The 25,917-nt window shown below is 68.0% G+C and carries 18 protein-coding genes; 16 read left to right on the plus strand and 2 right to left on the minus strand.

Annotated features, from left to right (window positions below):
• The first annotated feature begins 2 nt into the window (after window positions 1–2).
• From AC5RWA_RS12880 to AC5RWA_RS12945, 14 genes are all read left to right on the plus strand, one after another.
• Entirely contained in the window at window positions 3–974 is a 972-nt protein-coding gene (locus AC5RWA_RS12880; protein ID WP_494057918.1) for an AAA family ATPase, read from the plus strand.
• A gap of 53 nt (window positions 975–1,027) precedes the next feature.
• On the plus strand, window positions 1,028–2,359 hold the full coding sequence (locus AC5RWA_RS12885) for a DUF58 domain-containing protein (protein ID WP_494057919.1): 1,332 nt from the start codon (window positions 1,028–1,030) through the stop codon (window positions 2,357–2,359).
• Entirely contained in the window at window positions 2,356–5,010 is a 2,655-nt protein-coding gene (locus tag AC5RWA_RS12890; protein WP_494057920.1) for a transglutaminase-like domain-containing protein, read from the plus strand. The genes AC5RWA_RS12885 and AC5RWA_RS12890 overlap by 4 nt, the downstream gene beginning before the upstream one ends.
• Window positions 5,007–6,572 (plus strand): RDD family protein, encoded by a 1,566-nt coding sequence (locus tag AC5RWA_RS12895; protein WP_494057921.1) that lies wholly within the window; start codon window positions 5,007–5,009, stop codon window positions 6,570–6,572. Before AC5RWA_RS12890 ends, AC5RWA_RS12895 begins: the two co-directional genes overlap by 4 nt.
• Window positions 6,569–7,594 (plus strand): PP2C family protein-serine/threonine phosphatase, encoded by a 1,026-nt coding sequence (locus tag AC5RWA_RS12900; protein WP_494057922.1) that lies wholly within the window; start codon window positions 6,569–6,571, stop codon window positions 7,592–7,594. The genes AC5RWA_RS12895 and AC5RWA_RS12900 overlap by 4 nt, the downstream gene beginning before the upstream one ends.
• Window positions 7,581–9,557, plus strand: a complete 1,977-nt coding sequence (locus AC5RWA_RS12905) for an FHA domain-containing protein (RefSeq protein ID WP_494057923.1) — start codon at window positions 7,581–7,583, stop codon at window positions 9,555–9,557. The genes AC5RWA_RS12900 and AC5RWA_RS12905 overlap by 14 nt, the downstream gene beginning before the upstream one ends.
• The gene (locus AC5RWA_RS12910) at window positions 9,554–11,317 is read left to right on the plus strand and encodes a serine/threonine-protein kinase (protein ID WP_494057924.1); all 1,764 of its coding nucleotides are present in this window, start codon (window positions 9,554–9,556) and stop codon (window positions 11,315–11,317) included. Before AC5RWA_RS12905 ends, AC5RWA_RS12910 begins: the two co-directional genes overlap by 4 nt.
• A gap of 45 nt (window positions 11,318–11,362) precedes the next feature.
• Entirely contained in the window at window positions 11,363–12,067 is a 705-nt protein-coding gene (locus tag AC5RWA_RS12915; protein ID WP_494057925.1) for a hypothetical protein, read from the plus strand.
• A complete protein-coding gene (locus tag AC5RWA_RS12920; RefSeq protein ID WP_494057926.1) occupies window positions 12,064–16,509 on the plus strand; it encodes a type VII secretion EssC family protein in 4,446 nt (1,481 codons plus the stop codon). Before AC5RWA_RS12915 ends, AC5RWA_RS12920 begins: the two co-directional genes overlap by 4 nt.
• A 121-nt stretch (window positions 16,510–16,630) precedes the next feature.
• Complete coding sequence (locus AC5RWA_RS12925) at window positions 16,631–17,242, plus strand: hypothetical protein (protein WP_494057927.1); 612 nt, start codon at window positions 16,631–16,633, stop codon at window positions 17,240–17,242.
• A 36-nt stretch (window positions 17,243–17,278) separates the two neighbouring features.
• The gene (gene ligA / locus AC5RWA_RS12930) at window positions 17,279–19,555 is read left to right on the plus strand and encodes an NAD-dependent DNA ligase LigA (RefSeq protein WP_494057928.1); all 2,277 of its coding nucleotides are present in this window, start codon (window positions 17,279–17,281) and stop codon (window positions 19,553–19,555) included.
• On the plus strand, window positions 19,552–20,391 hold the full coding sequence (locus AC5RWA_RS12935; protein WP_494057929.1) for an inositol monophosphatase family protein: 840 nt from the start codon (window positions 19,552–19,554) through the stop codon (window positions 20,389–20,391). The genes ligA and AC5RWA_RS12935 overlap by 4 nt, the downstream gene beginning before the upstream one ends.
• Before the next feature lie 81 nt (window positions 20,392–20,472).
• The gene (locus AC5RWA_RS12940; protein ID WP_079595595.1) at window positions 20,473–20,976 is read left to right on the plus strand and encodes a GNAT family N-acetyltransferase; all 504 of its coding nucleotides are present in this window, start codon (window positions 20,473–20,475) and stop codon (window positions 20,974–20,976) included.
• 47 nt (window positions 20,977–21,023) lie between these two features.
• Window positions 21,024–21,407: a RidA family protein gene (locus tag AC5RWA_RS12945; RefSeq protein ID WP_079595594.1), complete on the plus strand. Its 384-nt coding sequence runs from the start codon at window positions 21,024–21,026 to the stop codon at window positions 21,405–21,407.
• A 12-nt stretch (window positions 21,408–21,419) separates the two neighbouring features.
• Here AC5RWA_RS12945 and AC5RWA_RS12950 read toward each other — a convergent pair whose 3' ends face one another.
• Window positions 21,420–22,085 carry a response regulator gene (locus tag AC5RWA_RS12950; protein WP_079595593.1) on the minus strand — a complete coding sequence of 222 codons (666 nt, stop codon included), beginning with the start codon at window positions 22,083–22,085 and terminating at the stop codon, window positions 21,420–21,422.
• Complete coding sequence (locus tag AC5RWA_RS12955) at window positions 22,078–23,811, minus strand: sensor histidine kinase (protein WP_494057930.1); 1,734 nt, start codon at window positions 23,809–23,811, stop codon at window positions 22,078–22,080. The genes AC5RWA_RS12950 and AC5RWA_RS12955 overlap by 8 nt, the downstream gene beginning before the upstream one ends.
• Before the next feature lie 202 nt (window positions 23,812–24,013).
• On the opposite strand from AC5RWA_RS12955, the gene AC5RWA_RS12960 reads away from it, so the two are divergent.
• Together AC5RWA_RS12960 and gatC are read left to right on the plus strand one after the other, a co-directional pair.
• A complete protein-coding gene (locus tag AC5RWA_RS12960; protein WP_115525514.1) occupies window positions 24,014–25,474 on the plus strand; it encodes a CitMHS family transporter in 1,461 nt (486 codons plus the stop codon).
• Window positions 25,475–25,620: 146 nt separating this feature from the next.
• Entirely contained in the window at window positions 25,621–25,917 is a 297-nt protein-coding gene (gatC, locus tag AC5RWA_RS12965; protein ID WP_079595590.1) for an Asp-tRNA(Asn)/Glu-tRNA(Gln) amidotransferase subunit GatC, read from the plus strand.

Raw genomic sequence — 25,917 nt, forward strand, 5'->3', positions numbered from 1 at the left:
TTATGACCATGACCACCGAGCAGGCCGCCTGGTTTGCCGACACGTTCGAGAAACTTGTTGCCAATGTGGGCCAGGCCGTCCTGGGCAAGGAACACGTCATCCGGCTGACGTTCACGGCCATGCTTGCCGAGGGCCACGTGCTGTTCGAAGACGCGCCGGGAACAGGCAAGACGTCCCTGGCCCGGGCCCTCGCCGCCACGGTGCAGGGCTCGAACAACCGCATCCAGTTCACCCCGGACCTGCTGCCCTCGGACGTCACTGGCGTCACCATCTACGACCAGAAAACGCAGAAGTTCGAGTTCCACAAGGGCCCGATCTTCAACAACATCGTCCTCGCCGACGAAATCAACCGCGCCTCGCCCAAGACCCAGTCCGCACTGCTCGAGGTGATGGAGGAATCCCGCGTCACGGTGGACGGCGTCACCTACGAGGCAGGGCGGCCGTTTATGGTGATGGCAACCCAAAACCCCATTGAACAGGCCGGCACCTACCGGCTTCCTGAAGCGCAGCTGGACCGCTTCCTGATCAAGACCTCCATCGGCTACCCGGACCACGCCTCCACCGTGCGCCTCCTGGGCGGGTCCAACCTCAAGGACCGTTCCAAGGAACTGTCGGCCGTCATCACCACCCAGGCCGTCGCTGACATGGCCGACCTCGCCGCCACGGTGCATGTGGACACGGCCGTCCTTGAATACATTTCCCGGTTGTGCGAAGAAACCCGCAACGCCCCCGAGACCCGCCTCGGCGTCTCGGTCCGCGGCGCGCTGGCGATGGTGCGTGCCGCCAAGGTCTGGGCCGCCTCGCAGGGACGGAACTTCGTCCTCCCGGACGACATCAAGGAACTGGCTGCCGTGGTGTGGACGCACCGTTTTGTGATGGACCCGGAAGCGGAATTCTCCGGAGCCACAGCCGAGGCTGTGCTGACCCGTATCCTCGCGGACGTCGCCGCCCCGCAGCAGCGCACCAACGCCTGACCGCCGCCACCCCCGCGAAAAATAATCCAGCGCAACATAACGAAGGCACACATATGTCCAGCGGCACCCCGTTGATCCGTCTCACGGAGCGTCTCAAGCAACCCTTCGCCAGGAACGGCCAGCCCACCCGGCTGCACCCGGCCGCCGTCTGGGCCGAAGCGAGCAGCACGGCCGGACTGGCACTGGCACCAGCGTGGCGGGCGGTCCGCGGCGCCTGGCTGAAGTACGCCTGGCCGGTCCTGTCAGTGGTCAGCGTCCTGGGCTGGTCCGTGCTTGCCGCTTCCATCCTGCTTTGGGCAACAGGCCAGGCCTTCGGGTGGCAGGAGGCCAAGGCAGCTGCCATTGCAGCCTTCGTCATGCTCCTGGTTGCGGTGGGCTTCATCCTGGGCCGATCCTCCTACGGAGTGGTGCTGGACCTCGCCCGCACACGGGTGGCCGTTGGGGACAGCGCCGTGGGCAGCATCGCCGTGTCCAACACGTCGGCCCGTCCTTTGCTGCCGGCAGCACTGGAACTGCCGGTGGGCAATGCCACCGCGGTGTTCCACCTTCCCCGGATGAAACCCCAGCAGGTCCACGAGGACCTGTTCACCATCCCAACGGCCCGCCGCGCCGTGATCGTGGTGGGACCCGTGCGCTCCGTCCGCGCGGACCCGCTGCACCTCCTGCGCCGGCAGGTCCTGTGGACCGAACCGGAAGACCTCTTCGTCCACCCCCGCACGGTTGCCCTCGCCGGTTCCGCAGCCGGATTCATCCGCGACCTGGAAGGCATGCCCACCACGGACCTGTCCAGCGCCGACGTGTCCTTCCACGCCCTGCGCGACTACGTCCCGGGCGATGACCGGCGGCACATCCACTGGAAGACCACCGCGCGGACCAACAAGCTGATGGTGCGCCAGTTCGAGGAAACCCGCCGCGCCCACCTTGCCATCTCCTTGTCCATCAACACTGATGAGTATGCCTCCGAGACCGAATTCGAGATGGCCATCTCAGCGGCAGCGTCGATCGGCCGCCAGGCCATCCGCGAACAGCGGGAACTGGATATCCTCACCCAAAAAGGCCCGCTGCGCTGCGAAACCGGCCGTAACATGCTGGATGACATGACCAGGATTGTTGGCACCCCCATGCGCCGCACCGCCGTCGACCTCGCCAGGACCCTGGCAGACACTGTCCCCAACGCCTCCGTCATTTTCTTCGTGGTGGGCAGCAACGTGACCGCCACGCAGCTCCGTTCCGCGGCGGTGTCTGTTCCGCCCGGCGTCCGCAGCCTCGCCGTGAGGATCGAGGCGGGGGCCGCCCCCACCAGGGCCAACATCGCAGACCTGACGGTGCTGACGCTTGGCGACCTGGCCGACCTTGCCATCGTGCTGAGAAAGGCGGCAGCATGAGCTCCGCACCGGGCCAGGGCCCGCGCATGACCTCCCGCCGCGCTGCGTCAAGGAACCAGCAGGGCTCGCCGTTCGACGACGGCCAGCCGCGATGGCATTTCATGCTCGACGCCGGCGCCCTGACAGTCCTGCTGGGACTGGGCCTGCTCGGCTTCGGGCTGAGCTTCGGCGGCGATCCCTACTACCTCTTGTCCGGCTTTGGCGGGATTATCCTCGGCCTGGCCATCGGCGTCGTCAATGCCCACCTCCGCCTGGGCCTGCTGATCACCACAGCCCTCGCCCTGGGCGCCTACCTGGTGTTCGGCACGCTGCTGGCGGTCCCTAACTCGGCCATCGCGGGGTTTGTTCCCACCCTGGACTCGCTGCGGATCCTGCTGCTGGGCATCGTCTTCGCGTGGAAGGACATGCTCACGGTCGGCGTGCCGGTTGGAACGGCCGGCGGCGTGCTCATCGTCCCCTTCCTCAGCTCGATGATCACCGCGCTGATCGCTGCGATCCTGACCTGGCGCGCCAGGAGCCCCTACTTTCCGCTCCTTCCCGTGCTGGTCCTGTTCGTCACGGGCATCGCGTTCAGCACCAACGCAGCGTTCCTCACGCTCGAACGCGGCATCGGCCTCACGGTCCTGGGAATCGCCTGGGCAACGTTCCGCCGGGACGCCCTGCGGCGGAACAGCACCCGCAAGGTCTCGGTGAACAACCCGCAGACGGATTCCTCCACCGCCCGCCGTGCCAAGGTCCGGCGGCTGGGAATGGCCGCGGGCGTCATCGCCGTCAGCGTGGCCGTCACCGCACTGTCCGCCCCGCTGGTCACCGCCGGCAACGACCGGAAAGTCCTGCGGAATGTGGTGGTCCCGCCGTTCGACCCCAAGGACTACATCACTCCGCTGGCCAGCTTCCGGACCTTCGTCAAGGACAAGAAGGACGACACCCTGTTCGTCGTCAAGGGCCTCCCTCGCGATGCCCGGGTGCGCCTGGGGGCGCTGGACGCCTTCAACGGCACCAACTACAACATGGACCCCAACGGATCGGGCAACTTCAGCAAGGTGGGCGATACCGAATCCATCAACACGCTGGCCGACACCTCCGGGACCGTGCCCACCAACGACTACGCCATCAACATCACCATCGAGGACTACCAGGGCTTCTTTGTTCCGGGCGGGCGCAAAACCACAGGCCTCAGCTTTGACCAGGGTGCCTCCACCGCAGCCTCCGGCCTTTACTTCAACTCGGGCACGGACACCGCCGTCACCACCAACGGGCTGTCCCGCGGCGATTCGTACAGTGTGCAGGTGTCCGACCCCGTCAAGCTGGAACACGGGCAGCTCACCCAGTACGACTTCGCCAAAATCACCCTGCCGGATGCCCTGGAGGTGCCGCCTGTCGTAGCGTCGCAGGCCAACGACCTGTCTGCAGATGCGCCCACCGCGATTGACCGGGTCCGCCAGATCGAAGCGCACTTCCAGAAGACCGGCGCCTTCAGCAACGGCCTGGTCAGTGAAGGCCAGCTGCCCAGCGTCTCCGGGCACGGTGCCGCCCGGATCCGAAACCTGCTGACGGCGAAACAGATGCTCGGTGACGACGAGCAATACGCCGTCGCCATGTCCCTGATGCTCCGCCACCTGGGCATTCCGTCCCGCGTGGTGATGGGCTTCTACCCTGATCCCACCAGCCCCGAAAACGGTGCGGGCGAGGTCAAGATCACCGGCAAGAACGTCCATGCCTGGGTGGAAGTGGCCTTCGAACGCGTGGGCTGGGTCAGCTTCGACCCCACCCCGCCGAAGGACAACGTTCCCATTCCGCCGGACCCGGAAAACAAGTCCAAGCCCAAGCCCCAGGTGCTGCAGCCGCCGCCCCCGCCGCAGGAGCCCGCGGACCTTCCGCCGGACTCCTCGCCCGATGCGCTGGACGCCGACCAGAAGAAGAACAACCCCTGGCTGTTCTGGGGTGCTTTGCTGGGCGCGCTGGGCGTCGCCCTGATCCCGCTGTCCATCCTTGCGTTGCCGCTGCTGCTGATTGCCCTGCTGAAATCACGACGCCGGAAGTCGCGTTTCAGCGACGGCCACCCTGCGCAGCGGGTCGGCGGAGGCTGGAGCGAGGTGGTGAGCCTTGCCACGGACCTGGGCGCCGCCGTTGATACCCGTGCCACGCGCCGGGAAAGCGCCGCGGTCCTGGCCGAGGCGTTCCCCGCCAGCAGGGAAACAACCACCCTGCTGGCACGACGGGCCGACGCATCGATCTTTGGTGCCGGCCAGCCCACCGAGGACGAGGTCCGGGAGTACTGGACCATTGTGGACAGCTCCCTGACCGAGATGACCGCAACGATGGGATTCTGGCGCCGGCAACAGGCGAGGTTCTCCCCGCGTTCCCTGCTTGCCGATGCCCGCACGGTCCTCAACCTGCGGGGTTCACGCCTGGCGTTGCCGGCCCTGCCGTCCATCACGTTGCCCGGGCGGCGCCGTGCCGCGGCAGGACCGGGGCCGGGGCAGGAGCCGGCTGACGGTCCTGCATCGCAGGCCCCGCCGGCCGGACAGCCAGGCACAGGACAGCCAGGCACAGGACAGCCGGGCACAGGACAGCCGGGCACAGGACAGCCAGGCACAGGACAACCGCCCACAACAGCACCTCCCACGCAAGGATCCATGACGCAGTGACCTCCGACGCCGAACGTTGCCCGCGATGCCAGCAACTGATCCGCACGGGGGCGGCTTTCTGTACGGCCTGTGGTGCGCCCCTGCCCAACCGGTCGGCGCGGAGCACCAGCAACCTGGACCGCAGGCCGAACCACGGCGTGGACTCCCGTACCGGCCTGCGCGCCGCGCACAGGCCGGCGATTCCCGGTACTATCCCGGTAGTACAAACGCCCCCGGCCCATCACGCCGCGGGCATCGCGGGCACGGGGCAGGGGAGTTCCGGCGGTTCCACTGCCCAGGTGGGTGCCGCTCCAGGGGGAGGAACGGGAATGGCAACAAACCTTCAGCTTGTTCCGGCCACGGCGGGCAAGCGGCTCGGTGCCGCCGTCATTGACTGGCTGCCGCCGCTGGCAGTGCTGGTGGTGACGTTCGCCATTGGTTTTGCGGGGATCACCCGTACCCGAAGCGGCGGGTTTATCACCTACGACACAGCGTCCCTGGTGCTGTTCGGCAGCATCGGACTGGGGCTTACCCTCGTCTACACCTTCGTGGTGATGGGAATCGAAGCCCGGACCGGCAAGACTCCGGGAAACCTGTTGATGGGCATCCGCAGCGCCGATAACGACGGCTACGCCCCCGGTGCAGGTGCCGTCTTCCTGCGTGGCCTGGTCACGGGTGCCGGCATCCTGCTGGCGCTGCTCGCGGCGATCCTGGTGGTGGTCTTCCAATGGTTCGGTCCCGCCCTGTTCATCCTCACGCCGCTGATGCTGGTGGGCGCGGCCTGGGCCGTGCTGGTGGTGGTATCCAACAGCTGGGACAAGAACGGCCGGCTTCGGGGGTGGCACGATGCCGCTGCCAAGACGCTTGTCTTTGACGTGAAGGCCGGCCGCGACCCCATCACCACCGGCGGCATCCAGGGGCCCTACAGTTTCGCGCCGCTGGACCTGCCGCCCGTGCAGCAGGTGCTGTCGCCGGTGGCCGGTGCCAAAGCTCCCACGGTCATCAATGCCCAGGGCCCGGCAAGTCCGGGCCAGGCGCCGGTGGCCACTACGCAGGCGCCGGGCGTTACGCTGCCCTCCCAGACGATGCCGTACACCGCCCCGGCGTCCTTTGCGCCGCCCTCCGGCGCGGGGTTGGAAGCGGCTCCGGCTGCTCCACAGTCACCGGCCCCGCAGCAGGTCCGGTCGTACCACCCGGACGACGATGTCGAGCGCACGCAGGTGCGGCCGGGAACCGGTGGCCCTGCTCCCGTTGCCGTCCTGAGGATCCGGCTCGACGACGGCCGCGACTTCCAGCTGGACCGCAGCGTGCTGGTGGGCCGCAACCCTGTGGGCCAGGCCGGTGAACAGCATGCGCAGTTGCTGGCCGTTGACGATCCCGGCCGCTCCATCTCGAAGACCCACCTGCACCTGCTCACGGACGGCGCAGGAATCTGGGTGACCGACCGGAATTCGACCAACGGCAGCGCCGTGACCACCCCAGACGGACTCCGCACAACACTTGTGCCGGGTGTCCCCACCTTTGTTACCCCGGGATCCAGTGTTCATTTTGGAGACCGAACCTTTTACCTAGGACAGGCATGAACCAACAGCCCGCCAGCGTTCCCTCCACCATGCAGCCGGGGCCGGGCCTCAGCCTTACCTGCGGTTACGGAACCGACCGGGGCCTCCGCCGGGAGCTGAACGAGGATTCCTACATTGCTTCCGATCCCGTTTTCGCAGTGGCGGACGGCATGGGCGGCCACGAGGCCGGCGAGGTGGCCAGCGGACTGTGCGTCCGCGCCCTGGCCGCCATGCCCCAGCTCACCACCGGCGAGCGGACCGCCACGGCCGCGGTCCTCCAGCAATACCTGGTCCGGGCGGACAACTCCATCCGGAAAGCCACCGGCGCCCGCGCCGGCACCACCCTGAGCGGTGCCGTAATCGTGGAGCAGATGGGCGTGCCCTACTGGCTGGTCATGAACATCGGCGACTCCCGCACCTACCGCCTCAGCCAGGGACGGTTCGAACAGATCAGTGTTGACCACTCCGAAGTCCAGGAACTCGTGGACGCCGGCGAGATCACCCCCCAGCAGGCCACTGTGCACCCCCGGCGCCACGTGGTCACGCGGGCCCTGGGCACGGGAGACGAGACGGAGGCCGACTACTGGCTTCTTCCCGTTGAGGAAGGGGACCGCATCCTGGTGTGTTCCGACGGGCTCACCTCAGAACTGAGCGATGAACATATCTTCCGGATCCTCAGCACCGTGGGCCAGCCGCAGGACGCCGTGGATGCCCTCATCCAGGCCGCACTGCGCAATGGCGGAAGGGACAACGTCACGGTGATCGTAGTGGACGCCCGCAACGTCCTGAACGACGCCGGCGCGGCCACCACCACGCCGCGGCCCGACTCCTCCGCGGAAGACGAAGTGACGCTGCCCCGCTCGCAGGCCGTGCAGTCGGCCACCCAGCCGTTGCCTCAGCAGGACGCAGGGGAGGACGACGCAGGGCAGCACACGGGGCAGACGCCGGACCAGGGTGCTGAAACGAACAACGGCCAGGGCCCGGAAGCGAAGAATGAACAGGGCAGCGACGACAACGGGGAGCCCGACCATGGCCGGCATTAGTTATGTACCGGGCACCTGGCTGGGCATCGTCCGTTCCCGGACCGCCGTCCTCCTCGGCCCGGACACACCGCCCGCCCTTGCCGATGCGCTCTGGACCCTGCTGGCGGACACACCCGAGGTCCACGAAGTACTGCATGCCGTCACCAGCAGCTCCGGCGGCTCCCTGGCGAGCATCCCGTCTTTCGGTATCCTCGACTTCACCGGGCCCCTGCGGGTGTTCCTGCGGGGGGAACTGGAGCTCACCGTCGCGTTGCCGAACGGCACAGTGGAGCTCAACGGCCGGGACGTGACTACCTGGAACGAACGCCGCTTCGATATGCCGGGACAGTGCACACTCACCATTCCGGACGCTGCTTCCGAGGGGCACCGGGAACTTCGGCTGGGTGAGGGGGCGGTCCTGCTGCAGTCCCTGACCCTTGCGCTGGCTACGGGACAGGCAGGAGCCGGCTCAGTACAGACGACAGTCGGCGCCGCTGCACTTCAGGGAGAGGTTGACGCCGAAACCCCCATCGAAGGGCACCTGGAAGTTGAAGCCGAAACGGATGCGCTGGAGATGACGGTGTCGCCGGAGCACGGGGTGTCAGCGGAAACAGTGCTCGAGGTTATCGACGACGATCCGGACCACGACGATCCGGACCACAACGAAACGGACCACGACGATGCGGGCTTCGGCGGGCAGCCGGAGATGGAAGGCCAGGGGCACGCCCCGGAATCCTCGAGTTCTCAGTTATCCGGCACGCCGCACGACGCTTCTCAACCAGGGACCGCGGAGGCAGGCAGCACACCTGGCGGGGCGGGGTCTGCACAGGCTGAAACTGTGACGGCCAGCGACCTCACGGGTTCCTATGACCATTTGTGGGAGCGCACGGTGATACGGAACATCGAAGATGCGGCCGTGCGGGAAGACGCGGAGGCGGACGCGGCTGCGCAGGCCTCTTCCCGGGCCCCGGCCGAGGTCGCCGCCCAAGCCCCGGCCCTGGAGCCGGCGACCCAGCGGGCGGCGCTTGAACCCGCCGACGAGGGGGAGGTGCCGGGCGTGCCCGCCACCAGCGGGGACTCCGCAAGCGCGCCGGGCTCCGGTCCGCTTGATGGCCCCGGGCACCGGACCGGATCCGGCAACGGGTCCGAGTCAGCAGCACGCCCGGCCCAGGCCGGGACCCTTATTGATTCCGTACCCTGGCGGACCGGAAACCCAGTCTCCGGCCAGGCGCAGGCGCAGGCGGAGGCGCACATCACCGCCCCCCGAGCCGCGGCGGCGCACATCGCCGCGCCTCCAACCCCGTCAATCCCGCCAACCCCGCCAACCCCGGGAACACCGCCGTCGGCCTTGCCGGCACCCGTGGCGGGAACAACGCCGCCGGAACGGTCCGGCTGGCAGGGCGGGGCGCATCCACAGGCCGCAGTGGACTTTGACGGTGATCACGACGGCCAGACCGTGATGAAGGGCAGCCTCGCCGGTATGGTGTCCCATCCCGCCCCGGCCGCCTCCCCGGATCCCGCCGCAGGGCCCACTGTGCTGGCCCGGGTCTGTGCCCAGGGCCACGCGAACCCTCCCACCCGTGCCCAATGCGCAGCATGTGGAGCGGCGCTGTTGCCTGACGCCGTCCAGGTGGCCCGTCCCAGGCTGGGCCGGATGCGCCTGTCCACCGGCGAGCTGCTGGATCTGGACCAGTCCCTGGTCATCGGCCGGCAGCCGTCCGTATCCCGCGTGCAGGGCGGCGTTATGCCGCGCCTGGTCCAGGTGGCGAGTCCGGGCGGCGACATCTCCCGTTCCCATGTTGAAGTCCGGCTGGAAGGCTGGCATGTCATGCTCTGCGACCTGAAAGCCACCAACGGCACCGTCCTGGTGCGGGACGGCCAGCCGCCGCGCCGGCTGGCCCAGAACGAGATGGCCATCCTGCTGGACGGCGACATCGCCGAACTGGGAGACAACATCTCGCTGCGTTTTGAGGAGATTCTTTGAGTTCCAAACGGCCTGTAGCGCCGCCGCCCCACATCCCGGGGTTCACGTACATCAGCCTGCTCGGCTCCGGCGGGTTCTCCGACGTCTACCTGTATGAGCAGGACCGGCCCCGGCGGAAAGTCGCCGTCAAGGTGCTGCTCTCGGACCTGAAGACTGAGGGTGCCCGCCGCCGCTTCGAGTCCGAGGCCAACCTGATGGCCCAGCTGTCCTCGCACCCCTACATCGTCACGATCTATGAAGCGGAAGTGACCGACGCCGGGCACTCCTACCTGGCCATGGAATACTGCTCCCGGCCAAGCCTTGACGTCCGGTACCGCCGTCAGCGTTTCAGCGTGGATGAGGTCCTGGCCGTCGGCATCCAGGTGGCGTCCGCCGTCGAAACAGCCCACCGCGCAGGCATTGCCCACCGCGACATCAAGCCCGCCAACATCCTGGTGACCGACTACAACCGCCCGGCGCTCACCGACTTCGGAATCTCCGGCACGCTGGCCGGCGACTCCGACGACGACTCCGGCATGTCCATCCCGTGGTCGCCGCCCGAGCAGTTCAGGGACGGCAGCGTGGACGGGGTGATGGTGGACGTCTGGGCCCTCGGCGCGACGCTCTACACGCTCCTCGCCGGCCGGTCGCCCTTCGTGATGCCCGGCGCGGACAATTCGCAGCGTGAGCTGATCAACCGGATCAGCACCATGGCCCTGCCCCGGCTGGGCCGCGCCGACGTGCCCGAGTCCCTGGAACTGGCGTTGTCCACGGCGATGGCAAAGTCCGCGCAGTCCCGCTACTCGTCCGCGCACGCCTTCGCCCTTGCCCTGCAGCGGATCCAGGCCGAGCTCAACCTCTCCGTCACGCCGTTCGAGGTGCTGGAGGAACCGCACCAGGAGGACAGCCACCCGGACGACGGCTTCGAGGAGACCCGTGTCCGGAGCATCGCCGCCATCGATCCGGAGCGGACAGGCAGCGCGCCCACCTTTCCGGCACGCACGTGGCCCCAGGACACAAGCAAGGGAGGCAACAACCGGGGAACCGGCGGCCCAGGAAGCGCCGCACCGCCGTCGCGCCTTCCCGCAGCAGGGGCGTTGCCCGCGTCCCCGGCGGCGCCCGCCCCGCAGGTCCCCGCCGGCCTCCTGGACCAGGACGTTAGGCACGACGGCGGCCCGCAGGAATGGGCCCAGGCTACGGTCCTGCGCGGCACCGCGGGGAGCGCGCATCCCAATGACGGCGGGCCCGTGCACGCCGCCGATGCTTCCTATACCGGCGCCGCTGACACCACTGTCCACCGGCCGGCAAGGGTGGACGAACCAGCCGTGGCGCCCGTCAGGGACCACGGCAAGCGCAACCTCTGGCTCGCCCTGTCCGGGGGCACACTGCTGGCGCTCGCCGCCGTCGTGGGCCTGGTGGTGGCAAACGCCGCCCCGCACACGCCCGAAGCAGTCGAGACGCAGCAGGTGAACAATCAGCCCGCCGATGCCCTCGACAAGGGCACCGTTCCCGACGTCGAAGGCCTTGCCGCAGCGCGGACGTCCCACGACCGGAACATCATTGAATTCTCCTGGACAAACCCGCAGCCTCAGGGGGATGACACGTACAAGTGGCGCACCAAGTCGGCGAAAGCGGACGGCGACTATGAAACGACAGCCACGCAGAGGACTTTCGTCTCCGGTTTTCTCGAGCCGCCCATCTGCGTTCAGGTGATCCTGGTACGGGCCGACGGCAGCGCTTCTCCGGGAGGCCCGGACTCCATCGCCTGCCTGGAGGATTAGCCGGCGTATGACACAAGCACATTGCCCACCGAGGAGGCACAGAACATGGGGGATCTAGCAATAGATTTCTGTGGTGAATGGTACGAGCCATCGGACGAGGACGTCTTCAACATCGGCCGCGAAGGTGACCTGGAGGTAGACGACAACCCGTACCTGCACCGGCAGTTCCTGCAGGTGGCCCGCTACGACGGCATCTGGTGGCTGAGCAACGTGGGCAGCATGCTGTCCGCCACAGTGGCTGACGCCTCGGGCGGCATGCAGGCCTGGCTCTCGCCCGGCGCCCGGATCCCGCTGGTGTTCAGCCACACCAACATCATTTTCACGGCCGGTCCCACAACGTACGAGTTTGCGGTGCACCTGAAGACCCCTTCCTTCCGCCAGGAGGCGCGCGACGGCGACAGCAACGGCGACACCACCATCGGCCCGGTGGTGTTCACCGATTCGCAGAAGGCCCTCATTGTGGCGCTTGCCGAGCCGATGCTCCGCCGTGAAGGGACGGGGTTCAGCGCCATTCCCTCCTCAGCCGCGGCGGCCAAGACCCTTGGCTGGGCCCTGACCCGCTTCAACCGGAAACTGGACAACGTCTGCGACAAACTGGACCGCGTGGGCGTGGTGGGGCTGCGCGGCGGCGGCGGCAAGCTCGCCACCAACCGCCGGGCACGGCTCGTGGAACACGCCGTCACCTCACACCTGGTGACACCGGAAGACCTCCACCTCCTCGAGAAGATGAGGGGCGTGGACGAAGGATGAGGATCCGGCTGACACTCCGCAGGGAACCTGCCGAAGCCAAGGACCTGGCCGTGACCGTGGACGGCCTGGCCACGGTGGCTGACATCGCCGCAGTGCTCTGGGCTGCGGACCCGGACCGCAAGGGCACCCCTGCGCCGGAGAACCTTTCCCTGCGCATTGATGAGGCCTTCGTGGGCGCCGGCATCAGCGGAAACGTCCTGACCCGCACCGACAACCTCCTCGAGTCCGGCCTCCGTCCCGGCTCGGTGGTATCGCTGGCCCAGGTGAGCGAACAGTTCCATGTTCCCGGCGCCAGCCGCGGGCCGGCCGCCGCCACGCTCCGCGTGCTGTCCGGGCCCGACGTCGGACGGGAATTTTCCCTGCCCACCGGCACCAGCTACATCGGCCGGGACCGGGACGTCGACATCCGGCTCACTGACCCCCTGACCTCCAAGCGCCATGCCCGCATCACCGTGGGCGAAAGCGTGGAGATCGTGGACACGAACTCGGCCAACGGGCTCCTGATGGACGGCCTTCCCGTCACCCGCGCCACCTTGAACTCCTCGGACACGGTCACCCTGGGCGACACCACCGTGACGGTGGTCCCGCTGGGGCACAACCACGCGGCAGCCCCGACGTCGCCCCTTGTGGACTTCAACCGGTCACCCCGCGTGGTGCCCCGGTTCGAGGAACCCAAGCGGGTGGTTCCGGCCGGGCCCAAACGGCCCGATGACCAGCCTTTCCCCTACATCATGCTGATCACCCCGCTGATGATGGGTGCCGTCATTTTCGCCGTCACGCGCAACGCGCTGTCGATGGTGTTCATGCTGATGATGCCGCTGTTCGTGGTGGGCCATTATGTGGACCAGAAGATGCGGAGCAGGCGCCAGCAGAAGGAAGCACTCAAGCAGTTCCGGGCCTCCATGGCGGCTTTCCGGCAGGACCTCACCGAAGCCCAGCAGGTGGAGCGTGCTGTCCGCCTGCAGGAAGCACCGTCGGTCAGTGACACCGTTGATGCCATCTACAAGCTCGGACCGCTGCTCTGGACCCACCGCCCGGAGCACGAGTTCTTCCTGGGCCTGCGGTTCGGGCTGGGGACGGCGCCGTCGCGCATCCAGCTGGAAGAACCGTCCAGCAACGACACCGAAGTCCAGTACACCCGCGAAATCCAGGACTGCCTGAAGCAGTTCCGGGACATCGAGGGCGTGCCCGTGGTCTCGCAGTTCCGTACCTCCGGTTCCCTCGGCCTTGCCGGGGCGCGCGGCCTGGTGGACGACGTTGCCCGCGGCATGGTGCTCCAGCTTGTGGGGCTGCATTCGCCCGCGGAGGTGGTCCTCACCGCCATCACTTCGGCGCAATCGCGGGAGCGCTGGAACTGGCTGCAGTGGCTGCCGCACGTCGGCTCCGGCCACAGCCCCCTCTCCGGCGACCACCTCGCCGCCGGATCAGCCGGCGGCTCCTCACTCGTGGCCCGCCTCGAGGACCTGCTCGACGCGCGGGAGGCGGCCGCCAGACGGTCCGCCCCGGACCTGCGTCCCGCTGTGGATCCCGCCAAGCATGAGATTGAAGCGCCGGTGCTGCCCTCTGTGCTGGTCATCGTGGAGGACGACGCGCCCGTGGACCGCGGACGGCTCACCAGGCTTGCCGAACGCGGACCCGACTCCGGCGTCCACGTCATGTGGGTGGCCACTGACGTTCAGGCCCTGCCGGCAGCCTGCCGGGACTTTATGGTGGTGGACGGCGATCACGGCACCACCACCGGCCAGGTACGCCTGGGCCGCCACACCTACCCGGTCAGCTGCGAGAGCGTGGACGCCGAACTCGCCGGCCAGCTGGCACGGATGCTCGCCCCCGTGGTTGATGTGGGCAAGCCGGTGAACGACGACTCGGACCTGCCCCGCGCGGTCTCCTATGCAACGCTGATCGGCAAGGACTTCCTGGACAATCCCCAGGCAGTGGCCGAACGCTGGACGGAAAACAACTCCGTCCACGCCACCGCTGTGCCTAACCGGAAGGACAACGGCACCCTCCGCGCCCTGGTGGGGTCCAAGGGCATCGAGCCGCTGTACCTGGACCTGAAGAACGAGGGCCCGCACGCCCTGGTGGGCGGCACCACCGGCGCCGGCAAGTCCGAGTTCCTGCAGTCCTGGGTGATGGGGATGGCGGCCGCCTACAGCCCGGACCGCGTCAGCTTCCTGTTCGTGGACTACAAGGGCGGCGCCGCCTTCGCCGACTGCATCAACCTTCCGCACACGGTAGGCCTGGTCACCGACCTCTCGCCGCACCTGGTGCGCCGCGCCCTGACGTCGCTCCGGGCTGAGCTCCACTACCGCGAGCACCTGCTGAACCGCAAGAAGGCGAAGGACCTGCTGGCGCTGCAGCGCGAGGCCGACCCCGAGGCGCCGCCCTACCTCATCATCATCGTGGACGAATTCGCGGCCCTCGCCAGCGAGGTCCCCGAGTTCGTGGACGGCGTGGTGGACGTCGCTGCCCGCGGCCGGTCCCTGGGCCTGCACCTCATCCTGGCCACCCAGCGGCCCGCCGGCGTGATCAAGGACAACCTCCGCGCCAACACCAACCTCCGGGTGGCCCTGCGCATGGCGGACGAGGAAGACGCCACCGACATCCTGGGCGTGCCCGACGCCGCCTACTTCGACCCGGGCATTCCCGGGCGCGGCGCCGCGAAGACCGGCCCGGGCCGCATCCAGGGGTTCCAGACCGGTTACGCCGGCGGATGGACCACCGACAAACCGCAGCGTCCGCAGATCGACATCGTGGAAATGGCTTTCGGGTCAGGGCCAAGCTGGGAAGCGCCCGCCCCGAAAAAACCGGCAGTGGCCGAACCTGCCGGGCCCAACGATATCGCCAGGATGACGGCAAACATCGCGCGGGCCGCCGATGCGCTCGCCATCCGGCCGCCCCGCAAGCCATGGCTGGACGAACTGGCCAAAACCTACGACTTCTCCAGGTTGCCCAATCCCCGTACCGACGAGCAGCTCCTGCTCGGCGTGGCCGACGACCCCGTCCGGCAGGACCAGCCCACGGTGTTCTACGAGCCGGACAAGGACGGCAACATGGCCATTTACGGCACGGGCGGGTCCGGAAAATCCGCCGCCCTGCGCGGGATAGCCATCGCCGCCGCCGTCACGCCCCGCGGCGGGCCCGTCCACGTCTACGGCATCGACTGCGGCTCGGCCGGCCTGCGGATGCTGGAAGAACTACCGCACGTGGGTGAAATCATCGACGGCGACGACGTCGAACGGGTGGGCCGCCTGCTGCGCCTCCTGCGCGACATCGCCGACCAGCGCTCCGCCCGCTTCGCCGAAGTCCGGGCATCCACCATCGTGGAGTACAGGAAGCTCGCCAACAGGCCCGACGAGAAGCGCATCTTTGTCCTGGTGGACGGCATGTCAGCGTTCCGCGAGGCCTATGAGCACAGCCGGCTGTCCGGACTCTGGGACATCTTCCTCCAACTGGCAACCGACGGCCGTGCCCTGGGTATCCACCTGGTGGTGACGGGGGACCGGCCCAACGCCGTGCCTGCGTCGCTGCTCGCTTCCATCCAGCGCCGGCTGGTGCTTCGCCTGTCCTCCGAGGACGACTACCTCTCCCTGGACGTGCCCCGCGACGTCCTGGGCGCCACCTCCCCGCCCGGCCGGGGACTGCTGGACGGGCTGGAAGTCCAGTTGGCCGTGCTCGGCGGAAACTCCAACCTGGCCCTGCAGGCACGCGAGGTGCACAAGCTCAGCGAAGCGATGCTGCGCCAGGGCCTGGACGCAGCGCCTGCCATCGAGCGGCTTCCGGACCAGGTGGAACTGGACGTGCTGCCGGCCGGCGGTCCGGACGTGCCGGTTATCGGCGTCGATGATGAAACCCTGCAGCCCGCGGGAATCATGGCCCGCGGTCCGCTGCTGCTGGCAGGACCTCCCGGCGCCGGCCGCACCGTGGCCCTGGTGACGCTCGCCTACGCCCTGCGCCGGTCCAACCCCGAAACCGAGCTAATCTACCTCGGCGCCCGGCGCTCAGCGGTGGCCTCGCTGCCGTTGTGGAACCGCTCCGTGGTGGGACCCGATGACCTGGCGGAGGTGGTGCAGGACCTGGTGGCGCATTCCTCCGGAAACCCGGGCCGGCTGGCCATCTTCATCGAAGGCCTGACGGAATACACGGATACCTTGGCAGAATCCGGCGTGGCACAACTCGTCACCGCGTCCATCAAAGCTGACCAATGGGTGGTGGGGGAGTCGGAAACCTCCACCTGGTCCTCGGCATGGCAGCTCGCCCAGCCCTTCAAGTCCGGCCGCCGGGGCCTGCTGCTGAACCCCGGCGACATCGAGGGCGACAGCCTTTTGAACACGTCGCTGGGCCGGGTCAGCCCGGACTTCATCCCGGGCCGCGGATACGTGGTGGGCCGCGGAAAGGCGCGCAAAATCCAGGTGGCGCTGCCGCCCGAAAACCGGGACTGAAAGGGCTGTTCAGGGCGGGGCCGCGGATCCGGCGGATTTGCGGCCCCGTTCTTCGTGTAGAAGACTACCGGGGGACACCAGAAAGCCGCAGACGGGGGACTGCGCGCGTCGAAAGGCAGCAATGACCCCGTCTTCCCCGGTTCTTCGCGTTGCGTCGACGACGGCATCAGCGGCGGTCCTGTCCATCACCCTGTGTTTCCTGCCGTACGGCCCCGCGGGAGCGGATTCGACGGAACCCACCTCCGCCTCCACACCATCTCCCGACCAGTGCTTCCTGCTGTTCTGTGAGCCGGAAACTGCAGGTGATCCGAAACCTGCGGAGCCCACACGGACTCAGAAAGCAAAGGGACCGGAGAGCCCGCCCGCGCCGCCCGCCGATCCCGCGCCGGCTCCTCCGCAGCAGACCGCTCCTTCGGTGGCGCCTCCTGCCGGGACGGGTCCGGCACCGGCCGCCCCGCCCGCGGAGCCGGAAGAACCAACCACGGATCCCACCGTTTCCGCCGCCACTGGAACCGCCGTTTCACCGCCGCCAACCGACGCATCCAGCGGACAGGGCTGGAATACTCCGGTCACCAGGTCCGCCAAGGCCACCCGGGCCGCGGCCGTCGCGCCCGCCAACGGTCCCGGCGACGGCGGCCCGGCACTCTTGCCCATCATCGCCGGCACCCTGTTGCTGGGCGCCGCCGGGGTTGCCTTCACCTGGTGGGGCAGGAACCGCCTCCGCGCGCACTGACCCCGGACTCCGGCACGGGTAGGGCAAGATAGGTCTGTGAGCACAGGAGCAGGCCCCGCAGAAAAGACAGCCACCCGGACCACCGCACCCGATGGTCAGGATGCCATCCCTTCCGAGTCCGTCCGGGAGGAGTACGAGAACCTGGCGGACCTCGTCCGGAAGTACCGGTTCGCGTACTACCAGGAAGACGCGCCCCTGGTATCGGATGCCGAATTCGATACACTCTTCCGCCGCCTCGAGGAGATCGAGGCCCTGCACCCCGAACTGGTCTCCAACGACTCACCCACCCAGGAAGTGGGCGGCGAAGTCTCGGCAGCCTTCGCAGCCGTGGAGCACCTGCAGCGCATGTACAGCCTCGAGGACGTCTTCTCCCTCGGGGAACTCGAAGCATGGCTCAACAGGGCCGAGGCAAGCATCGAAAAACTCGGCGACGGCGCTGCCAAAGCCGCCTGGCTCACCGAGCTCAAGATCGACGGGTTGGCCGTCAACCTGCTGTACCGGGACGGCAAGCTGGTGCGTGCCGCCACCCGCGGAGACGGAACCACGGGCGAGGACATTACCCACAACGTGCTCACCATCAAGGAAATCCCTCAGCAACTGAACGGCGACAGTTTCCCCGCCGAAATGGAAGTCCGCGGCGAGGTGTTCATTCCCTCGCAGGCCTTCGCCGAATTCAACGAAGCACTCATCGAAGCGGGCAAGGCTCCGTTAGCGAACCCTCGCAACGCCGCCGCAGGCTCCCTGCGGCAGAAGGACCCGGCGGAGACCGCCAAGCGGCCGCTCAAGATGTTCGTCCACGGCATTGGCGCCCGCGAAGGCCTCGAAGCCCGCAGCCAGTCGGAAACCTACGCCCTGCTCAAGGACTGGGGCCTTCCCGTGAGCCCGTACTTTGAAGTGCTGGAACGCCGGGAGGACGTCCTGGCCTTCATTAAGAAGTACGGTGACCAGCGCCATAAGCTGCTCCACGAAATCGACGGCATCGTGATCAAGGTGGACGGCTTCGCCACCCAGCGCGCCCTCGGCTACACCACCCGGGTACCGCGCTGGGCCGTCGCCTACAAGTACCCGCCGGAGGAAGTGCACACGAAGCTTCTGGACATCCTGGTCAACGTTGGCCGCACCGGACGGGTTACGCCCTTCGGGATGATGGAACCGGTCAAGGTGGCCGGCTCCACCGTGGAGATGGCCACCCTCCACAACCAGGACGTGGTCAAGGCCAAGGGTGTGAAGATCGGCGACATCGTGGTCCTGCGGAAGGCCGGCGACGTCATCCCCGAAATCGTGGGCCCGGTCCTGAACCTGCGCGACCAGCAGGATCCTCCGGTCCGGGACTTCGTCATGCCCACCGAATGCCCGTCCTGCGGCACCCCGCTGGCCCCGGCCAAGGAGGGGGACGTGGACATCCGCTGCCCCAACGCCAAGTCCTGCCCCTCACAGCTCCGGGAGCGGGTGTTCCACCTCGCCGGCCGCGGCGCCTTCGACATTGAGGCGCTGGGCTGGGAAGCGGCCATCGCGCTGACCCAGCCGGCCGAACCGGAGGTTCCGCCGCTCACCTCGGAGGCCGCCCTCTTCGACCTCACCACCGAAGATTTGGCCCCCGTAAAGATCCGGCGCGAGAAGCGGTCCAAGGGCGTTGGAACAGGTGAGTACGAGCTGGTGCCCTACTTCTACAGCAAGGGCACGGCGAAGTCGCCGTCGAAGCCCACCGCCACCACCGAAAAGCTGTTCAAGGAGCTGGAAAAGGCCAAGGCGCAGCCGCTGTGGCGCGTCCTGGTGGCACTGTCCATCCGGCACGTCGGCCCGCGGGCCTCCCGCGCGCTGGCCCAGGCCTTCGGCACCATGGACGCCATCCGGGCAGCGTCGGAGGAAGACCTCGCCCACGTTGACGGCGTGGGTCCCACCATCGCCGCCGCACTCAAGGAATGGTTCGCGGAGGACTGGCACCGGGAGATCGTGGACCGCTGGGCAGCCGCCGGCGTGCGGATGGAGGATGAGCGTGACGAGTCCATGCCGCGCACCCTTGAGGGACTCACGGTGGTGGTGACCGGCTCGCTGCCCAACTTCAGCCGGGACGAAGCCAAGGAAGCCATCCTGCTCAGGGGAGGCAAGGCCGCAGGCTCGGTCTCCAAGAACACCAGCTACCTGGTGGCCGGCGAAAGCGCCGGCACCAAACTGGACAAAGCCGAGCAGCTCGGCATTCCCGTCCTGGACGAAGACGGCTTCCGGCAGCTGCTGGAGGCCGGGCCGGCAGCATTCGCGGAAGCAGCGCCGGCAGCGGCGGATACGGCCGAAGCCGTGGAGGAGGACGCATGAGCGCCGGCGAAGGACAGTTGGATACCGAAGCCACAACAGCCGGGCTCCTTGCCATCGCAAAGGACGCGGCAGCGGCAGGAGCGCAGGTCCTCGCCACAAGGAACAGCGACGCACTCAACGCCAGCAACAAGGGTGCGGCCGGGGACTGGGTCACGGCCTTCGATGTGGCCGCCGAGAACGCGGTGCGCGCTGTCATTGCCGCGGCCCGCCCGCATGACAGCATCACCGGCGAGGAACACGGAACCACCCGGCCGGAGGCGTCCTCCGGGTACCGCTGGTCCATCGACCCCCTGGACGGCACCACCAACTTCATCCGGAACATCGTCTACTACGCCACGTCCGTGGCGGTGGCGGATGCCGACGGCGCGTGGCTGGCCGGCGTGGTCAACGCCCCCGCGCTGGACCGCGTCTACTACGCCTCCCGAGGCCACGGAGCATGGCTGGAGGAGGGCGGCACGGTGACCCGGCTGGAAGGTCCGGTTCCCGGCCGGAAGGGGCAGATCCTCGCCACCGGCTTCAGTTATGATCCCGGCGTCCGTTCCGAGCAGGCAGCCGTCTTTGGCCAGCTGATGGCGGGCTTCGCGGACGTCCGGCGCCTTGGCTCCGCCGCCCTGGACCTGTGCCTGGTGGCAGACGGAACCCATGATGCCTTCGGGGAACGCGGACTCAACGAGCACGATTTTTCGGCCGGTGCCCTCATCGCGGAGGAGGCCGGGTGCTGGGTGCGGCGGCCCCGGCTGTCCAGCCCGCTGGAGGGCGGACCCACCGACCAGGAGCGGCTGGACGCCTGGACCTGTGCCGCGGGCCTGGAGCTCTCCGGCAGGTTCCCGCTCTGAAAGCTGCCAAAAGGTGATAGTTCGATCACGGAAAACGCCCTTTGGGGCCAGGGGAGCGCTGGCCGCCACTACCATTGATGGGTGCATCCGCAGATAACCGTCCGTCCCGCCGTCGAATCCGATTTCGACGCCGTTGCCCGCATCACGCGTGATTCCTACCTCGCCGCGGGCTACTTCGACGACGCCGAGCACCCCTATATGCGCAAGGTCCAGGACGTCGCACAGCGCGCCGGCCAGGCCACCGTCTGGGTGGCAGAGCGGGCCGGAGCCGTGGTGGGGTCGGTGACCCTGGCCCTGGCGGGTGAGCCGTACGCGGACATCGCACTGGGCGACGAGCTGGAATTCCGCATGCTGGTGGTGGACCCGGCCGTGCAGCGCAGCGGCGCCGGCAAGGCCATGATGGCGGCCATCGTGGACCACGCCAAAGCATTGGACGGCATCAACGCCGTTTCGCTGACCACCGGAAGCACCTGGGAAAGCGCCCGCGGACTGTACAACAAAACCGGCTTCGCCAGGGTGCCGGACCGGGACTGGTTCGTCCCCGGAACTGACATAAAGCTGCTGGTTTACCGGCTGGACCTGTAGCAGCCCTACAGTGGTGGCGACCTCATTCCAGCTCTGAAAGGCCCACCATGCGCAAAACCTTCGGCACCGGCTCCGTCTGGGAACAGACCCTCGGCTACTCCCGCGCCGTCCAGGTAGACAACACGCTCTACATTTCCGCCACCGCAGCAAGCGGCGAGGACGGCATCGTGGGCGAGGACTTCTACACCCAGACCCAGTACATCCTGCAGAAGCTGGGCAAGGTCCTGGCTGACGCCGGATTCGGGCTGGAGGACGTGGTGCAGTCCAAGCTGTACCTGACGGACATCAGCAAATGGGAAGAAGCCGGCCGGGCCCACGGGGAAGTCTTCGGTGACATCCGCCCCACCCTGTCGCTGGTACACGTGCTGCCGTTCCTGGACCCGAAGATGCTCGTCGAAATCGAGCTCGTGGCCCAGAAGAGCGCCAACTAACCAAGGCGCGGCTCAGGACGTTGCGGGCAGGCCGTAGCGGTGCTCCGGCCTGCCCGTTGTCCCGTAGCGCAGCTGGATGTCCACGGCGCCGTCGTCCGCGAGCGAGGACAGGTACCGCTGCGCAGTCGCCCTGGATACGCCCACCCGGCCCGCGACCTCGGCCGCGGAGTACTGCTCGCCGGGAACCAGCGATTCGAGCACCGCGGCTTCGGTCGCGGAGCGCGGCCTGGCCGACGGCGTGACGTCCCCCGGGATCAGCGAACGTTTGGCCCGCTCCACGGAGTCCTGGTCCAGTGCACCGGGCTGCGCCAGGAGGCGGCGGTAGCGGGCGTAGGACCGCAGCTGCTGCGACAGGGCGTCAGCCGTGAACGGCTTCAGCAGGTAGCCCAGGGCGCCGCGGCGGAAGGCCAGCCGGACGGACGCCGCGTCCGACGCTGCGCTGAGGATGATGGTGTCCACGTCCAGCTGCTGCAGCAGGTCCAGGCCCGAAGCGTCCGGCAGGTACACGTCCAGCAGCACCAGGTCCGGCCGCAGGCTGTGGATCGCCTGCAAGGCCAGGGAGGCGGTGCCCACCGGCGACAGCGCCAGGAAACCCGCCACCGAGTCAACGTAGGCGGCGTGCAGCTTGGCCACATGGAAGTCGTCGTCCACGATCAGGACGCGAAAATCCTCAGCCATCGTTATCCTTTCCACTTACCCCCGGGATCTTTGCGGTATGGCTTCCTGCCGTGGTGTGCGGCAATGTGGCCATAAAAACTGCGCCCGGCCCGCCCCTGCTGCCCGGATCCAGCACCGTGACGTCGCCGCCGCGCCGCCGGGCCAGCTGGCGGGCCAGCGCAAGCCCGAACCCCTGGCCGCCGCCGGCCCGCACGTTCCGGGAAAGCGGTCCCGTGGCGGTGGTGAAGCCTTCGGCGAAGACCGCCTCGGCGTCCGTCCCCTCAGCCAGCCCGTCGCCCGAGTCGGCGACCACCACGTGGAGGGTGCCGCCGTCGTCGCCCGGCTCATCCAGCACCTCAAGCTCAACCCAGCGGTCCTCCGCCGAGCCGGCCACGGCGGCGTTGACCGCGTTGTCGATCAGGTTGCCCAGCACGGTGGTGACGTCCTGGGCCTCGGTGACCTGCCCGCGGACCAGGGTCTCGGGCCCGATCCGCAGGGCGACGCCCCGCTCGTCGGCTTCCACGCCCTTGGCCCCCACGAAGGCCTGCAGGTAAGGGTCCTGGAGCAGTTCCGCCTGCTCGACAGGAAACTTCAGCGGCCCTGTGGCAGCCAGCCGACTAAGGTACTCGCGGGCCTGCTGGTGCTGTCCGATGCTCATGAACCCCGCCAGCGTGTGCAGCTGGTTGGCGAACTCGTGCCGCTGGGCCCGCAGGGCCGTCGACATCGTACCCACGGCGTCCAGCTGCCGGGTGAGTTCCTGCAGTTCGGTGCGGTCCCGCAGCATCACCACCCAGCCCAGGTCCTCCCGCCGGTGCAGTGCCTTGCGGGCGTTCGCCACCAGCACCCGGCCGCCGGCCACGATCTCGAGGGCGTCGGTACCGGCGGGACCTGGCCTGGTGAGGGACTTCAGCTGGTCCGGGACCGGGGCGTCCTCCCAGCGACTGCCCGCCAGGTCAGGCAAACCCAGCAGGCGCTGCGCCGCTGCGTTGAAGACACTGATCCGGCCGTCGGCCGAAATGCCGATAACGCCGTCGTCCACGCCCTGCAGCACCGCCACCTGGTCGTGGACCAGCATGCTGATCTCCTCAGGCTCCAGCCCCAGCGTGAGACGCTGCAGCCGGCGGCGCAGCAGGAAGGAACCCAGGACGCCGGCCAGCAGGGCGCCGGCGGCCGTCACCGCCACCGGCCCGATGTCGCGCGCCACGCTCTGGCCCACGGTCTCCATCGAATAGCCCACGCTCACCTCGCCCACCACGGCGGTGCTGTCCGGCGCGTACACCGGCACCTTCGCTCCCGCGGACGGGCCCAGGGTTCCCGTGTTCCGGGTGGTGACCTCCCGGCCCGCCAGGGCTTCGGAGGGATCCGTGCTGACCTCTTCCCCCAGCCGCTCCGGGTCCGGGTGCGCCAGCCGCAAACCTGTCTCGTCGGTAATCACCACGAACAGGGCGCCCGTCCGCACCCTCGCAGCCTCGGCTTCCCGCATCAGGGGCCCGGCCGCCAGCTCGGCCGGCGGGGGAGTCCCCGGCTGCCTGCTGATGGCCAGCACGTCCGCGCGCACGGAAGGGTCCGAAGCGACGGTACGGGCAAGGGTCAGCGCCTGGTTCTCGGCCTCGCTGCCCACCCGGTCATAGGTGAGCCAGGCATGGACGGCGGCGCTGAGCAGGACCACCAGGAGCACCACGGCCACCTGCAGCAGGAGCGTCTGGGTGGAGAACCGCAACGGCGGGCGGGGTGCGGAACGCTGCATGATCCTCCTTGATGGGTGTCCGGCGGGCGGCGGGGCGTTCGGCAGTGGCGCGGGCAGAACGCGTGAGCACAATGCGCAAAATGCTCCCAATAAGCAGTATGCCAATCAATTGAGCCAAAGGCACTGCCGTGACGGCGGCCACCCTACAGTCTGTAGCACGCGTCACAACGCTGTGCCGCTGTTCACAAAGAAGGAGCCGGCCGTGCTGGTATTACTTGGATTCGCAATGATCGCGGTATTCATGGTGCTGATCATGACGAAAAAGTTGACGCCAGTGCTGGCGTTGATCATCGTCCCCACCGTTTTCGGACTTTTCGCTGGTGCCGGCCTTGGCATCGGCGACATGGTGATGGACTCCATGAAGTCCATGACCTCCACCGCAGCCCTGCTGATGTTCGCCATCATCTACTTCGGACTGATGATCGACGTCGGGCTGTTCGACCCGCTGGTGAGGTTCATCCTCCGCAAGCTGGGCAACGACCCCGCCAAGGTGGTCCTGGGCACCGCCCTGCTGGCTGCCGCAGTGTCCCTGGACGGTGACGGCTCCACCACCTTCATCCTCACCACCGCGGCCATGCTGCCCATCTACCTCCGCCTGAAGATGAGCCCCGTGGTCCTCACCTGTGTGGCCGGCCTGGCCAACGGCACCATGAACATCGTTCCGTGGGGCGGCCCCACGGCCCGCGCCGCCACCGCCCTGAAGATCGATGTCAACGACGTCTTCGTTCCCATGCTCCCGTCACTGATCGGCGGCATCGCCGTTGTGCTCGCCTTCGCCTGGCTCCTTGGTCTGCAGGAGCGCAACCGCCTCCGCGCCACGGCGCCGGAGATCTGGGGCGTGCCGGACACCGCTGAAGGGTTCGACGGCGGCACCCCCGCGGGCGGTTCAGGAACCGGCCGCGGACGCAAGGGAACCAACCCCGGCGGAGCAGCCCCCGCCGTCGGCGGTTCCTCCGTCGCCGTCCTGGAACGCACCGAAGACCTCGTGGATGACAGCGACACCGCCATGGCGGACACCGCCCTGGACCCCAACCGCAGCACCCTGCGCCCCAAGCTGTTCTGGTTCAACCTGGTCCTCACGGTCGCCGTGATGGGCATGCTCATCGCCGACCTCGTGCCCCTGCCGTACGTGTTCATGGTGGGCTCCGCCATCGCCCTGCTGGTGAACTTCCCCCACGTCAAGGACCAGGCCGCGCAGATCGTGGCCCACGCCCCGTCAGTGGTTGCCGTGGTCAGCATGGTCATGGCTGCCGCAGTCCTGACCGGCGTGCTCACCGGCACCGGCATGGTGGAGGCCATGTCCGCGTGGCTGGTGCAGATCATCCCGTCCAGCATGGGCCCGCTCATGGCCGTCATTACCGGCGTCCTCAGCATCCCCATGACCTTCTTCATGAGCAACGACGCCTTCTACTTCGGCGTGCTCCCCGTCCTGAGCGAGACCGCCGGCCATTACGGGATCAGCGCAGCCGAGATGGCCCGCGCCTCCATCACCGGCCAGCCGTTCCACATGCAGAGCCCGTTGGTTCCCGCCATCCTGCTCCTCGTATCACTGGCCAAGGTGGACCTCGGCGACCACCACAAGAAAGTGCTGTGGCGCAGCGCGGTAGTGTCCCTGGTCATGCTGGGAATCGGCGTGCTGACCGGAGCCATTGGAATCGGTTAGTCTGTAGCTGCCGCGGTGCTGCCCTGAGGGGCAGGGACCCGGTAGGAAGGTGCCCGTCTGACGCCCGCTGGGGGTCGTCAGACGGGCATCATCGTTTCCCCACTAGAATGGATCGGAAATCAATTCAAACTTTGCAGGGGAGATCCATGGCTGCGATCAACCGTGACGACGTTGCGCATCTCGCGCGGCTCGCTCACATTGAGATGAGTGCTCAAGAGCTGGACAGGATGGCCGGGGAACTCGCCGTCATCGTTGATTCGGTCAAGTCCGTCAGTCAGGCCGCCGGTGACGACGTCCCGGCCACGTCCCACCCCATCCCGCTGAACAATGTGTTCCGCGAGGACGTTGTTGGGCACACCTTCACCGCGGAACAGGCACTCTCCGGTGCGCCGGATTCCGATGACAACCGTTTCAAGGTCCCGGCAATCCTGGATGAGGCATAA

The organism is Arthrobacter sp. 210 2 (genome assembly GCF_059093025.1).

Excerpts from the sequence above, each read along its gene's own strand:
- AC5RWA_RS12920 (WP_494057926.1), top strand. The coding sequence starts at position 12,064 with ATGAGGATCCGGCTGACACTCCGCAGGGAACCTGCCGAAGCCAAGGAC.
- AC5RWA_RS12880 (WP_494057918.1), top strand. The coding sequence starts at position 3 with ATGACCATGACCACCGAGCAGGCCGCCTGGTTTGCCGACACGTTCGAG.
- AC5RWA_RS12900 (WP_494057922.1), top strand. The coding sequence starts at position 6,569 with ATGAACCAACAGCCCGCCAGCGTTCCCTCCACCATGCAGCCGGGGCCG.
- AC5RWA_RS12955 (WP_494057930.1), bottom strand. The coding sequence starts at position 23,811 with ATGCAGCGTTCCGCACCCCGCCCGCCGTTGCGGTTCTCCACCCAGACG.
- AC5RWA_RS12950 (WP_079595593.1), bottom strand. The coding sequence starts at position 22,085 with ATGGCTGAGGATTTTCGCGTCCTGATCGTGGACGACGACTTCCATGTG.
- AC5RWA_RS12915 (WP_494057925.1), top strand. The coding sequence starts at position 11,363 with ATGGGGGATCTAGCAATAGATTTCTGTGGTGAATGGTACGAGCCATCG.
- AC5RWA_RS12925 (WP_494057927.1), top strand. The coding sequence starts at position 16,631 with ATGACCCCGTCTTCCCCGGTTCTTCGCGTTGCGTCGACGACGGCATCA.
- AC5RWA_RS12945 (WP_079595594.1), top strand. The coding sequence starts at position 21,024 with ATGCGCAAAACCTTCGGCACCGGCTCCGTCTGGGAACAGACCCTCGGC.
- AC5RWA_RS12935 (WP_494057929.1), top strand. The coding sequence starts at position 19,552 with ATGAGCGCCGGCGAAGGACAGTTGGATACCGAAGCCACAACAGCCGGG.
- AC5RWA_RS12890 (WP_494057920.1), top strand. The coding sequence starts at position 2,356 with ATGAGCTCCGCACCGGGCCAGGGCCCGCGCATGACCTCCCGCCGCGCT.
- AC5RWA_RS12885 (WP_494057919.1), top strand. The coding sequence starts at position 1,028 with ATGTCCAGCGGCACCCCGTTGATCCGTCTCACGGAGCGTCTCAAGCAA.
- gatC (WP_079595590.1), top strand. The coding sequence starts at position 25,621 with ATGGCTGCGATCAACCGTGACGACGTTGCGCATCTCGCGCGGCTCGCT.
- AC5RWA_RS12905 (WP_494057923.1), top strand. The coding sequence starts at position 7,581 with ATGGCCGGCATTAGTTATGTACCGGGCACCTGGCTGGGCATCGTCCGT.